This window comes from Pseudomonas sp. RA_5y_Pfl1_P24 (assembly GCF_963970945.1).
Lineage (GTDB): Bacteria > Pseudomonadota > Gammaproteobacteria > Pseudomonadales > Pseudomonadaceae > Aquipseudomonas > Aquipseudomonas tritici.
Genome location: NZ_CAXAOJ010000004.1, coordinates 339,717 through 352,940 on the forward strand (window position 1 = coordinate 339,717; position 13,224 = coordinate 352,940).

11 protein-coding genes are annotated in these 13,224 nt (G+C 60.7%); 2 read left to right on the forward strand and 9 right to left on the reverse strand.

Annotated features, from left to right (window positions below; genetic code table 11):
* Positions 1-5: 5 nt before the first annotated feature.
* From gcvH to arcD (AACY30_RS08515), 7 genes are all read right to left on the reverse strand, one after another.
* Positions 6-389: a glycine cleavage system protein GcvH gene (gene gcvH, locus AACY30_RS08485; RefSeq protein ID WP_032879722.1), complete on the reverse strand. Its 384-nt coding sequence runs from the start codon at positions 387-389 to the stop codon at positions 6-8.
* Between the two features lie 407 nt (positions 390-796).
* On the reverse strand, positions 797-2,305 hold the full coding sequence (locus AACY30_RS08490) for a sigma-54-dependent transcriptional regulator (protein WP_339470139.1): 1,509 nt from the start codon (positions 2,303-2,305) through the stop codon (positions 797-799).
* 111 nt (positions 2,306-2,416) lie between these two features.
* Positions 2,417-2,779 carry a DUF5064 family protein gene (locus AACY30_RS08495; RefSeq protein ID WP_339540151.1) on the reverse strand — a complete coding sequence of 121 codons (363 nt, stop codon included), beginning with the start codon at positions 2,777-2,779 and terminating at the stop codon, positions 2,417-2,419.
* An 18-nt stretch (positions 2,780-2,797) separates the two neighbouring features.
* The gene (arcC, locus tag AACY30_RS08500) at positions 2,798-3,727 is read right to left on the reverse strand and encodes a carbamate kinase (protein ID WP_339417173.1); all 930 of its coding nucleotides are present in this window, start codon (positions 3,725-3,727) and stop codon (positions 2,798-2,800) included.
* Positions 3,728-3,841: 114 nt separating this feature from the next.
* Entirely contained in the window at positions 3,842-4,852 is a 1,011-nt protein-coding gene (locus AACY30_RS08505) for an ornithine carbamoyltransferase (RefSeq protein ID WP_339470142.1), read from the reverse strand.
* 11 nt (positions 4,853-4,863) lie between these two features.
* Positions 4,864-6,120 (reverse strand): arginine deiminase, encoded by a 1,257-nt coding sequence (gene arcA / locus AACY30_RS08510; protein ID WP_339470143.1) that lies wholly within the window; start codon positions 6,118-6,120, stop codon positions 4,864-4,866.
* A 41-nt stretch (positions 6,121-6,161) separates the two neighbouring features.
* Entirely contained in the window at positions 6,162-7,589 is a 1,428-nt protein-coding gene (gene arcD / locus AACY30_RS08515) for an arginine-ornithine antiporter (RefSeq protein ID WP_339470144.1), read from the reverse strand.
* 445 nt (positions 7,590-8,034) lie between these two features.
* On the opposite strand from arcD (AACY30_RS08515), the gene arcD (AACY30_RS08520) reads away from it, so the two are divergent.
* On the forward strand, positions 8,035-9,462 hold the full coding sequence (arcD, locus tag AACY30_RS08520; protein WP_339540152.1) for an arginine-ornithine antiporter: 1,428 nt from the start codon (positions 8,035-8,037) through the stop codon (positions 9,460-9,462).
* Entirely contained in the window at positions 9,459-10,322 is an 864-nt protein-coding gene (locus AACY30_RS08525) for a DNA-3-methyladenine glycosylase family protein (RefSeq protein ID WP_339540153.1), read from the forward strand. The genes arcD (AACY30_RS08520) and AACY30_RS08525 overlap by 4 nt, the downstream gene beginning before the upstream one ends.
* A gap of 115 nt (positions 10,323-10,437) precedes the next feature.
* Here AACY30_RS08525 and AACY30_RS08530 read toward each other — a convergent pair whose 3' ends face one another.
* Both AACY30_RS08530 and AACY30_RS08535 read right to left on the reverse strand, forming a co-directional pair.
* The gene (locus AACY30_RS08530; RefSeq protein WP_339470146.1) at positions 10,438-11,787 is read right to left on the reverse strand and encodes a CoA transferase; all 1,350 of its coding nucleotides are present in this window, start codon (positions 11,785-11,787) and stop codon (positions 10,438-10,440) included.
* 40 nt (positions 11,788-11,827) lie between these two features.
* Positions 11,828-13,171 (reverse strand): sensor histidine kinase, encoded by a 1,344-nt coding sequence (locus tag AACY30_RS08535; protein WP_339540154.1) that lies wholly within the window; start codon positions 13,169-13,171, stop codon positions 11,828-11,830.
* Positions 13,172-13,224: the final 53 nt, after the last annotated feature.

The window sequence follows — 13,224 nt, forward strand, 5'->3', positions numbered from 1 at the left end:
GCTCCTCAGGCTTCAGCGTTGGCTTTGATCAGGCGGTCGTACGCGTCCTGATCCAGCAGTTTAGCTACCGCCTCGGCGTCGGCCGGTTTAAAGCGGAAGAACCAACCTTCGCCCATCGGGTCTTCGTTGACCAGTTCCGGGCTGCCATCGAGTTTGTCGTTCACTTCGAGCACTTCACCGTCCAAGGGCATGTACACGCCGCTGGCGGCTTTTACGGACTCGACGGTAGACGCTTCGGCGCCCTTGTCGTAAGCCTGCAACTCCGGCAGTTGCACGAAAACCACATCACCCAGCGCGTTCTGCGCAAAAGCGGTGATACCCACGGTGACACTGCCGTCAGCTTCGGCGCGCAGCCATTCGTGATCTTCAGTGAAACGCAACTCGCTCATGGAAACTCCTCGGGGCCAGATTCGTCTGGTGGACGGGATTGGAATAATGTGGAGTTACTTAGCAATATCGCGGCCAAGCTTGTTAAAGCCTTTTAAATCAAGGGTTTAATAAAAAATGGTTATGACGATAGGGCATTTAGCTGTAGCGATTTCGCTACACTCCGACGCGCAGAAAAAAGCCTATGCGGATCAAAGCCTTGCATGGCGCGCAAAAAACAAGGTTGTAGCGATATCGTTCCACTGTAGCGCTTTCAGTACAGCCGATGTCGTTCTCAGACCACCTTTTGCAATACGGTCCTGTGGGGGCTGGCTGGCCTGCGATGGCGGTCCATCAGACCCAAATGGGCCGGCTGACCCACCGCTATCGCAGGCCAGCCAGCTCCCCCATTGAGACTGCGTTTGTTCAGTCAGGGTTTGTTGGGAATGCCGTACTTGCGCAGGCGATGGGCAATCGCCGTGTGGGAAGTCTGCAAGCGGCTGGCCAGTTGGCGCGTCGAGGGGTAGCTGCTGTAGAGCTTTTCCAGCAGGCTGCGCTCGAAATCTTCCATGGCCTGTTCCAGGCTGTCGACTTCACCGTCGCCCTGGCGCGCTACTGACGTGCCGGCGATGTCGAGGTCGCCAATGTCCACCAGGCTGCTTTCACAGATGGCGGCGGCGCGGAAGACCACGTTTTGCAACTGGCGCACATTGCCCGGCCAGCGGTTGCCCAACAGCGCCGGGTAAGTGCCGGGCGCCAGGCGGCAGACCGGACGCTGGATCTGCGCACAAGCCTGCTGCATGAAATAGCGCGCCAGCAGCAGGATGTCCTGGCCGCGTTCGCGCAGCGGCGGTACTTCGACGTTGAGCACATTGAGGCGGTAGAACAAGTCTTCGCGAAAGGTGCCCTCGCTGACCATCTTTTCCAGGTCGCGGTGGGTGGCGCTGAGGATGCGCACATTGACCTTAACTTCACGGTCACCACCGACGCGACGGAAGCTGCCGTCATTGAGAAAACGCAGCAGCTTGGCCTGCAGGTACGGCGACATCTCACCGATCTCATCCAGGAACACCGTGCCCTGGTTGGCCAACTCCATCAGCCCCGGCTTGCCGCCGCGTTGCGCGCCGGTAAAGGCGCCCGGTGCATAACCGAACAGCTCACTTTCGGCGAGGTTTTCCGGCAGCGCCGCGCAGTTCAATGCCAGAAAGGGCGCGCTGTGACGCGCGCTGATGGCGTGGCAGGCACGTGCCACCAGCTCCTTGCCGGTGCCGGTTTCGCCTTGAATCAGTAACGGTGCATCCAATGCCGCCACCCGCTGCGCGCGCGCCTTGAGCGTGCGGATGACGGGGGATTCGCCGAGCAGCGCATCAAACCCTTCGGCATGGTCGTGGTGCAGCGCCGACAGTTGTTCGCCGATACGGTTGGGTTGGTAGAGGGTGAGCAGGGCACCGGCGTCGGTGATCGGCGTGGCGTCCAGCAGCAAGGTCTGGCCGTTGACGCTGATCTCACGCAGCGGCAGGCGAAAGCCGTGTTCCAGCAACGTGTCCAGCAGCGTCGGGTCGTTGAACAGTTCGCTGATGCTTTCCCCGGCCGGTTCGCGGCCGTACAGGGCGATCAGTGCCGGGTTGGCCAACAGAATCTTGCCGGCGCTATCCAGGGCCAGCACCGGGTCGGTCATGGCGGCCAGCAGGGCATCGAGTTGCAGGTGGCGGCGTTGACCGGGGAGGATATCCACCACCGTGACCGCCTGTACGCCGTGCACGCGGAAGAGGGCGTCGCGCAGCGCTTCCAGCACCTCAGCGCTCAGGGTCGGCGCATCGATGTAGACATTGGGCGGCACCATTTCCACCGCATCCAGGTTGAGATTACGCCCACCGAGCAAGGCCAGGACTTCCTGGGTGATGCCGACGCGGTCGATGAAGCTGACGTGGATACGCATGGGGCGGATCTTGATTCTGGAGTGCGGAGGGTGGCCAGTATGCCTTGGAGATGATGGAGATCAAAATGTGGGAGCAAGCCAGCCAGCTCCCACAGGGGATTTGCGGTGTTGTTACTCCAGGTGCTCGGGCTTGACTGGATCACCCGGTTTCACATCCAGCTGATGCCGCACATCCTCGAACATCAAGTCGTACTGCTTGTGCATCGAGCCGTTTAACACCGCGGCCTTGGGCATTCCATACTTCTGCGCAATATTCATCGCATGCCGCGCAAAGTCGAACGCCTGGTCCTTGGGCAGGAAGAACGCTTCCTTGAGGTCCTTGCCCTGCACCGAGCCATACAGCTTGAACAGCATTCCCTTGCCTTCCTTGGGGTCCTGGCTGACTTCATAGTCGATGCACAGGTTGTAGCTGTAGTCCTGGGCATTCAGCGCGTGACGTTCAACGTGCAAGTGACCCGGTTCAAAGGTGGCCATAGGCGTCTCTCCTCCACTTCACAGATAGGTGATGCCAGGTTTTGCCGTGCTGATGCGTGTACCGGCGCTGCCCTGGACGATGGCTTCGATGTCCGAGAGTGAACCGATGACGGCGGTTTTGCCAGTCTGGCGGGCGAACTCGCAGGCGGCTTGCACCTTGGGCCCCATGGAACCGGCGGCGAAGCCGAGTTTTTCCATTTCGTCAGGGTGGGCCTGGCCGATGGCTTTTTGGGTCGGCTTGCCGTAGTCGATGAAAGCGGCGTTGACATCGGTGGCGATCACCAGCAAATCGGCGTCCAGTTGCGCAGCCAGCAAGGATGAGCAGAGGTCTTTGTCGATCACCGCTTCGATGCCTTGGAGCTTGCCGTCTTCGCCGTACATTGTCGGGATGCCGCCACCTCCGGCGCAGATCACGATGGCGCTTTTTTCCAGTAGCCACTTGATCGGGCGGATTTCAAAGATACGTTTCGGCCGTGGGCTGGCGACCACACGGCGGTATTTATCGCCGTCTGGTGCAATTGCCCAGCCTTTTTCGGCGGCGAGCTTTTGCGCTTCGGCCTTGGAGTACACCGGGCCGATGGGCTTGGTCGGGTTCTGGAACGCTGGGTCCTTGGCGTCGACTTCCACCTGGGTGAGCAAGGTGGCGAACGGCACTTCGAAGTCCAATAGATTGCCCAGTTCCTGCTCGATGATGTAGCCGATCATGCCTTCGGTCTCGGCGCCGAGCACGTCCAGCGGGTAGGGCGAAACCTGGGTGTAGGCCGCCGCCTGCAATGACAGCAGGCCGACTTGCGGGCCATTGCCGTGGGCGATCACCAGCTCGTTGCCGGTATGGATCTTGGCGATCTGCTCGGTGGCGATGCGGATATTGGCGCGTTGGTTGTCCGCCGTCATGGGTTCACCACGGCGGAGCAGGGCGTTGCCGCCCAGGGCTACGACGATGCGCATACAGAGTGTCCTTCTGAAAGTTCTGATGAAGGAACGCGGTCAATGTGTGAGTTGGCTTGCCTGCATCGCGGGCAAGCCCGGCTCCCACATTTGTCCTCATTGCCAACTTAAGGGTTAGATATCCGCCAACGCCGACACCAGAATCGCCTTGATGGTATGCATGCGGTTCTCAGCCTGCTCAAACGCGATGTTGGCCGGCGATTCAAACACCTCTTCAGTCACTTCCACGCCATTGGCCAGGTTCGGATAGCGCGAGGCGATGTCCTTGCCGACCTTGGTTTCGCTGTTATGGAACGCCGGCAGGCAGTGCATGAACTTCACGCGTGGGTTGCCCGAGGCTTTCATCATCTTGGCGTTGACTTGGTACGGCAGCAGTTGCTCGATGCGCTCGTCCCACGCTTCCACCGGCTCACCCATCGACACCCAGATATCGGTGTGGATGAAGTCCACGCCTTTCACGGCTTCTTTCGGGTCTTCGGTGATGGTGATGCGTGCGCCGCTTTCTTCGGCGAACGCCTGGCATTGCTTGATGAAATCTTCGTGCGGCCACAGGGCTTTCGGCGCACCGATGCGCACGTCCATGCCCAGCTTGGCGCCGATCATCAGCAGCGAGTTGCCCATGTTGTAACGGGCATCGCCGAGGTAGGCGTAGCTGATGTCATGCAGCGGCTTGTCGCTGTGTTCGCGCATGGTCAGGGTGTCGGCGATCATTTGCGTCGGGTGGAATTCGGCGGTGAGTCCGTTGAACACCGGCACGCCGGCGAATTTGGCCAGCTCTTCGACGATTTCCTGCTCGAAGCCACGGTACTCAATGGCATCGAACATGCGCCCGAGCACGCGGGCGGTGTCTTTCATGCTTTCTTTGTGGCCGATCTGCGATGAAACCGGATCGATATAGGTGACGTGGGCACCCTGGTCATGGGCCGCGACTTCGAAAGCGCAACGGGTGCGGGTCGAGGTTTTTTCGAAGATCAGCGCGATGTTCTTGCCTTTCAGGTGCGCACGCTCGGTGCCGGTGTATTTGGCGCGTTTGAGGTCGCGGGACAGGTCCAGCAGGTAGTGAAGCTCGCGGGTGGTGTGGTGCATCAGCGAGAGCAGGCTGCGGTTGCGCATGTTGAAAGCCATGATGGATCTCCTTAATAGTCGATTGGGTCGCGGATGATCGGGCAGGTCATGCAGTGGCCGCCGCCACGGCCGCGGCCGAGTTCACCGGCGCTGATGGTGATGACTTCCACACCGGCCTTGCGCAGCAAGGTGTTGGTGTAGGTGTTGCGGTCGTAACCGATCACCACGCCAGGCTCCACGGCGACCACGTTGTTGCCGTCGTCCCACTGCTCGCGTTCGGCGGCGAAGCTGTTGCCACCGGTTTCAACCACACGCAGGGCCTTGAGGTTGAGCGCTGCGGCTACGGTCTCAAGGAAGTTGGTTTTCTCGCGTTGGATATCGATACCGTGCGGCTTGCTTTCGTCAGGGCGCAGGGTGAAGGGGACGATTTGGTTGACCACTTCGGGGAAGATGGTGACCAGGTCGCGATCGCAGAAGCTGAACACGGTATCCAGATGCATCGCCGCGCGGGATTTCGGCAGGCCGGCAACGATCACGCGTTCCACGGCTTTGTTTTTGAACAAGTTGCGCGCCAATTGGCCGATGGCTTGGTGGGACGAGCGTTCGCCCATACCGATCAAGACCACGCCGTTACCAATCGGCATCACGTCGCCGCCTTCCAGCGTGGCGGCACCGTGTTCCTGGTCGGGGTCGCCGTACCAGATCTGGAAGTCCGCGTGGGTGAACTCAGGGTGGAATTTATAGATGGCGCTGGCCAACAGGGTTTCCTGGCGTCGCGCCGGCCAGTACATCGGGTTCAGCGTCACGCCGCCGTAGATCCAGCAGGTGGTGTCACGGGTGAACTGGGTGTTGGGCAGCGGGGGCAGGATGAAACTGGCGTGGCCGAGGAAGTCGCGGAACATCTCGATGGTCTTGCCACCAAAGCTGCTCGGCAGGTCATCCGCCGATACGCCGCCGATCAGGAACTCAGCGGTCTTGCGCGGCTCCAGGCTGCGCAGCCAGGAGCTGACTTCATCAACCAGGCCCAGGCCAACCGTGTTGGAGGTGATCTTGCGCGCCAGGATCCAGTCGAGCGCTTCAGGGTTGGCAACGATGTCGGTCAGCAGGTTGTGCATTTCCAGCACATCAATGTCCCGCTCGCGCATCTTGGTCACGAAGTCGAAATGGTCGCGCTTGGCCTGGGCGACCCACAGCACATCATCGAACAGCAGTTCATCGCAGTTGTTGGGCGTCAGTCGTTGATGGGCCAAGCCTGGGGAGCACACCATGACTTTGCGCAGTTTGCCGGCTTCGGAATGTACGCCGTACTTTACTTTTTCCGTGGTCATTACAGATCCTCCAAGGAACAACAGTTTCTTTGGGTAAAAAGCTACAAGGTCAAAAAGCCGTCGTAGAGCCCATACGCCGCCACTAGGGCGCCAATGACCACTGCGGCGAAAATCAGCTTCTCGACGAGGGTGAAAATCGGTTTGCCCAGTTCACGCTTGGCCTTGGCGAACAGGATCGCGCCAGGGGCGTAGAGCAGGGCGGAGAGCAACAGGTATTTGGTGCCGCCGGCGTAGAGCAGCCAGATCGCGTAGATCAGGGCGACCGCGCCAATGAACAGGTCTTTCTTGCGTTCGGCCAGGGCGTTTTCGTAGGTTTCGCCACGCACCGCCAGCAGCAGGGCGTAGGCCGCCGACCACAGGTAAGGCACCAGGATCATCGAGGTGGCGAGGTAGATCAGCGACAGGTAGGTGCTGGCGGAAAACAGTGTGATTACCAGGAAAATCTGCACCATCGCGTTGGTCAGCCAAAGGGCATTGACCGGCACGTGGTTGGCGTTTTCCTTACGCAGGAACTCCGGCATGGTGTGGTCCTTGGCAGCGGCGAACATGATCTCCGCACACAGCAGCACCCATGACAGCAACGCCCCGAGCAGCGAGATGATCAAGCCGACGCTGATCAGCACCGCGCCCCAGTGGCCCACCACATGCTCCAGCACGGCGGCCATCGACGGGTTCTGCAGCTTGGCCAGTTCTGGCTGAGTCATGATCCCCAGGGACAGTACGTTCACCAGCATCAGGAACAGCAGCACCGTAATAAAGCCGATCACGGTGGCCTTGCCCACGTCGGAGCGTTTTTCCGCACGGGAGGAGAAGATGCTCGCGCCTTCGATGCCGATGAACACCCACACAGTGACCAGCATCATGTTGCGCACCTGGTTCATCACACTGCCCAGGTCAGGGTTTTTCACGCCCCAGATGTCCGCGGTGAAGATGTCCAGCTTGAACGCGAACACTGCGATCAACACGAACAGCACCAGCGGCACGACCTTGGCGACGGTGGTCACCAGGTTGATGAACGCCGCTTCCTTGATCCCGCGCAGTACCAGGAAATGCACGGCCCACAGCAGTACCGACGCACCGATCACTGCGGCCGGCGTGTTGCCTTCGCCAAAGATCGGGAAAAAGTAGCCGAGGGTGCTGAACAGCAACACGAAGTAACCGACGTTGCCCAGCCAGGCGCTGATCCAGTAGCCCCACGCGGAGGAGAAACCCATGTATTCGCCAAAACCGGCCTTGGCGTAGGCGTACACCCCGCCGTCGAGGTCGGGCTTGCGGTTGGCAAGAGTTTGAAAGACAAACGCGAGGGTCAGCATGCCGATGGCGGTAATCACCCAACCAATCAACACCGCACCGACATCGGCGCTGGCGGCCATGTTTTGCGGCAGTGAGAAGATCCCGCCACCAATCATTGAACCGACGACAAGTGCAACCAGTGCGCCTAATCGAAGTTTTCCGGGAGATTCAGACATCGCATAACTCCAATGCAGGAGAAGAGAGGCCACAGAATAATTGCGTGCGCTAATCAATCATCTGACTCAGATCACTTCATTGGCAGATACCCTTGTGAATTAATAACTTGGGGTGGAAAGTCTCAGGCACTATTTTTCCGCGCAAAGCCGCTTCCCAGAGCGATCCCTGCGTTTTGATTAATCATTTAGTGCTGCGTATGGACGTTTGAAGCTAGGCCGTTTTTCGATGATGCAAACTTTTCGAAAATGCGACAGCAAGTAGCTCGGACGCGACAAAGTAGTGCCCTATTTAAATTATAAATAAGCCTGAACTATAAAAACTGTCATGCCTTTGGGTTATGCGGGGGGTGTTTTTATCGCTGTCTCTAATAAACGTTATACTCGCTGAATTAATTAGTTGAGTGCGCGGCTGTCAACTCAAGCTGTTATTTACTCAGGAGTCCACATGTCCCAGCCGGCCCAGAAACTTCGACTCAGTGCCTTGATCGCCCTGGTGGTGGGGTCGATGATCGGCGGCGGGATCTTCTCCCTACCGCAGAACATGGCCGCGCGCGCCGAGGTAGGTGCCGTATTGATCGGCTGGGCGATCACCGCCGTCGGCATGCTGACCCTTGCGTTTGTGTTCCAGACCCTGGCCAATCGCAAACCCGATCTGGACTCGGGGGTGTATGCCTACGCCAAGGCGGGTTTCGGCGACTATATGGGCTTCTCCTCCGCATGGGGCTATTGGATCAGCGCATGGATGGGCAACGTCGGTTACTTCGTGTTGCTGTTCAGTACCCTCGGTTACTTTTTTCCGGTGTTTGGCCAGGGCAACACACCAGTGGCCATCGGCTGTGCGTCGTTGCTGCTGTGGGGCGTACATTTCCTGGTAATGCGCGGGATCAAGGAGGCGGCCCTCATCAACCAGATCACCACGGTGGCCAAGATCGTGCCGTTGCTGATGTTCATCGTGATCGCCGCCGTAGCGTTCAAGGCGGATATTTTCACCCGGGACATCTGGGGCCTGGGCAATCCGGACATCGGCAATGTGGTGGACCAGGTGCGCAACATGATGCTGGTCACCGTGTTTGTGTTTATCGGCATCGAGGGCGCCAGCGTGTATTCGGCGCGCGCCGAGAAACGCTCGGACGTGGGCCGCGCCACGCTGATCGGCTTTCTTGGCGTGCTGGCGTTGCTGGTGCTGGTGAATGTGCTGTCCCTGGGGATCATGAGCCAGCCGGAGCTCGCGCAGTTGCAAAACCCGTCCCTGGCCGGTGTGCTGGAGCATATCGTCGGGCCCTGGGGCGCGATGGCAATCAGCATTGGCCTGGCGGTGTCACTGCTCGGCGCCTTACTGTCCTGGGCGCTGCTCTGCGCGGAAATTCTCTACGCCACCGCCCATGACAAGACCATGCCGGCCTTTCTGAAAAAGGCAAATGCCAACCAGGTGCCGGTCAACGCGTTGTGGCTGACCAATGTGATGATCCAGGCCTTCCTGGTGATTACACTGTTTTCCCACAGCACCTACACCACCCTGATTTACCTGGCCTCGTCGATGATTCTGGTGCCGTACCTGTGGTCGGCGGCGTATGCGGTGTTGTTGAGCGGACGTGGCGAAACCTATGAGGGCGCTCACGGCCAGCGCATTAAAGACTTCCTGGTGGGCCTGATCGCCCTCGGCTATGCGGTGTGGCTGCTCTACGCTGGCGGCTTGAAGTACCTGCTGCTGTCGGCGCTGCTGTATGCACCGGGCGTGATCCTGTTTGCCCTCGCCAAGCGTGAGCAGGGCCAGCCTCTGTTTACCCACCTGGAAAAAGGCATTTTCAGCTGCGTGATCGTGGGCGCCGGGTTGGCGGCGTATGGGCTGTATAGCGGAGTGCTGTCGCTGTGAGACTGGCGTATCAGCCGCCTTATGACTGGGCGGCGATGGTGGGTTTTCTATCGGCGCGCGCTATCGCTGGGATGGAGACGGTCGAAGCTGGCATGTACCGGCGCAGTATCAGCGTGAGCGGCCAGCACGGCTGGCTCAGCGTGGTACCGGGGGCTGGCGATTGGTTGGACGTGGCGGTGGAGTTTCCAGAGGGTTCGGCGCTGCCTGAGATCGAACGGCGCTTGCGCAAGCTGTTTGATCTGGATGCCCAGCCTGAGTTGATCAACGCGCAATTGGCGACGGACCCGTTGATGGCGCAGTTGGTGGCGGCGCGTCCCGGCCTGCGCGTGCCGGGCACTTGGGATGGCCTGGAACTGGCGATTCGGGCAGTGCTGGGCCAGCAGATCACGGTAGTGGCCGCGATTCGTTTGGCGGGCAAGCTGGTGGCGCAATACGGCCAGCCGCTGCAAACGCCGTATGCGGGTATCACGCATGTTTTTCCCACGCCCGAGGTATTGGCGGCGGCGGACCTGGCGACCTTGGGCATGCCCAAGGCGCGCGGGCGCACGTTGTCGGGTGTCGCACAGGCGTTGCTGGATGATCCTGAAGTGTTCGAACCCAAGGCCAGCCTCAAGGAAGGCGTGGCACGGCTGGTGGCTTTACCGGGGATTGGCGATTGGACGGCGCAGTACATCGCAATGCGCCAGATGCGTGAGGCGGATGCGTTTGCGACGGGGGATATCGGGCTGATTAATGCGCTGGCAGCGTTGGAGGGGGGGCCGGTTTCGGCGCGGCAGTTGTCGGCGCGGGCTGAGGCTTGGCGGCCGCTCAGGGCTTATGCGGCGCAGCATTTGTGGACGTTGTTGCAACGGTCAGATTGATAGTGTCTGTACTGGCCTCTTCGCGAGCAAGTCCGCTGCCACATTCGACCGCATTCCAAGGGATGTACTCGGCCAAAATGTGGCAGCGGACTTGCTCGCGAAAGCTATTCCAAGGTCACCACTGCGGCCGGTGCGCCCCCAATTCCCCAGCCGGCAAATCCCACTGCAACGGCGTGCCGCTGATGGTCAGCGGCGCCAACAACCGATGGGCCTGGCCCCAGCTTGTTTGCTCCATCACCAAACCCTGATCCCCTGGCTCTTCAGCGCGCAACCCCGGTTGCTCCGGCACCTGTCCCGCCTCCACCAATAACTTCGCCGTACGTGCCAACGACAACCGCGCCGAACCGCCGCGCCCGGTTTTCAACCGTTCGCTCACTGCCTGAATCGCACTGGCCGCCATCAAATACCCGGTCGCGTGATCCAGCGCCTGCAACGGCAGCGGTACCGGTTTATCCGATTGTTTCCAGGCCATGCCCGCGTCGGCAATCCCGCTGCTCATTTGCACCAGGCTGTCGAAACCCCGGCGATTTCGCCACGGGCCGCTCCAGCCGTAGGCGTTGAGACTCACGTCGATCAGGCCGGGGGTGAGGGTTTGCAGTTCGTTGGCGGTGTAACCCAATTGCTCCAAGGCGTCGGCACGGTAGCCGTGGAACAGAATGTCGGCCTCCTTGAGCAGGCTTTCGAAAATCCGACGGCCTTCGGGGGTCTTCAAGTCGAGACGGGCACAGCGTTTGCCGAGGGTCATTTCCGGTACTACGCCGGGTTCGTTCCAGGTCGGCGAGTCGATACGCAGCACGTCGGCGCCCAGGCCCGCGAGAAAACGACTGGCCACGGGGCCGGCCAGCACGCGAGTCAGGTCCAGCACCTTGATGCCCGCGAGTGGCCGCGTCACCGAGCCGAGCCAGGGTTTGTCGGCGTCGGTTTCAAAGGTCTGGCGCTGCACCAGGTCTTCAGCATTCACCGCCAACCCTTGCGGATGCACTTGCCAGGCCTGCCAGGCACGCATCTGCGCCGCACAGCCACCTTCATCGACGACCGCCTGTTCCAGTTCAGCGGCGCTCCATGGGGCAACGCGGGCAGCCATCTCGGCACGGTCAGTGACTTTGCCTAACACCCGCTCGGCGGCGCCTCGGTGATGGGGGGCGTTGGTGTGCAAGCGAATCCAGCCATCGGCGCTGGCATAGTCACCGGCTACCGGATCCCACAGCGGCGGCACTTGCCAGCCCACCGGGCGAATCGAGGATGAAAACCAGAAAGAGGCGAGGCGCCGGTCCACGCTGATGCCGGGCAAGCGCCCGGTCTGTTGCCGGATCAACTGGGCCAAGGCCTGGCCGGCAGCGCCGATACTAGCGCTGGCCAGCTCGGTCACGGCGAAGGTCGAGGGCAGGGCGCCGGCTTCGGTAAAGGTCAGGGGCGTTTGCGGCAGGTCGAGTGCAGCTTGGATGGGAGTCAGCAGGTCAGTCATCGAAGGCCCTCCGTAAGAGAAGGGCCACTATAAGAGATGATCAGCCCGTTGTGACAACCCCAGGCACCAACGGCAGCTCGATGCTGGCGATAAAACCACCCTCTGCAGGGTTGGCCAGGATCAGGCTGCCACCGTGGCGTTCGGCGGCGCGACGGGCAATCGCCAGGCCCAGGCCGTGGCCTTGTGCTGTTTGGCCGGGAGCGCGATAGAACGGTTCGCCCAACTGGCTCAAGTGTTCGGCTTCAACGCCTGGGCCGTGGTCGCGCACGCTGATCAGGATGCGCTCGCCCAGGCGCTGGGCCTGCAACTCGATCGGCAAGCCCGGCGGGTTAAAGCGCTGTGCATTGCGCAGCAAGTTATCCACAGCACGTTCGATCATGGTCGGCCACCCCTTGAGGTGCAGGTCGGTGTGAGTGATCAGGTTCACTGCTTGGTCCGGCGCGCTAAGTTGCGCGTCTTTCTGCAGGGTCTTGAGCAGCGGGTTGAGGTCGATGTCTTCGGCGCTGGCATTGTCGGCGTCGACACGGGCCAATACCAGGATTTCGCTGATCAGCGCTTCCAGTCGATCGCATTCGCGGGTCAGGCGTGGCCAGAGTTTTTCCCGCTCTTCGGGGTTGGCGCGTTCGGCCAAGGCCAGGGCGATTCGCAAGCGGGCCAGGGGCGAGCGCAGCTCGTGGGACACGTCCCGCAGCAATTGGCGCTGACTGCCGATCAGGCTTTGCAGGCGCGCGCCCATGCGGTTGAAGTCGGTGGCCAACACGCCGAACTCATCGCGCCGGTTAGCCAGTTGCGCCAAGCTGTTTTGCTGGTAGGTGGCCTGGCCGAGGTCATGCACTGCACCACGCAGACGGCTGAGCGGGCGAGTGATGGACAACGTCACCAGCAGGCTGAACAGGGTCAGCACTACCAGCGCAATTGCCAGTGCACTCAACGGCCACGTCAGGCTACTGCGGTGCCATTCGTCCAGTTCCGGGTGCGGGATGCGGTAGATCAACAGGTAGGTGTCGCCGGTTTTTGCACTGGTGTATTCGGCGGTCAGGCGGCGCCAGGGCAGGTGCCCGTCCTGGCTGTCATTCTGGCGAGCTTCGAAGGCGGCGGCGCGACGTGGGAAAGTGCCGCGCACCACCGGGTCGCCGCTTTCGTTGAGCACTTGCACGTCGATGTGGTACTGGCGTTTGCGCTGTTGCAGCAGATCCTGCGCAGCGGCCTCACCCTGGGCTTCGTAGAGTTGGGTCCACTCTTGCGCCAGGTTATTGAGGCCGGGGTGACGGCTGAGAATCCAGGCATCTTGATTGAGCATGTGCCCAATCAGGATCGACAACCCGGCAACCAGGGCGATGGCCAGCCAGAAACTGGCCAGGATGCGCCAGAACAATGAACGCACAGGAAACCCTCAAACAGGAAAAGCCCAGTGGCGCAGGCCACTGGGCTGGGAAC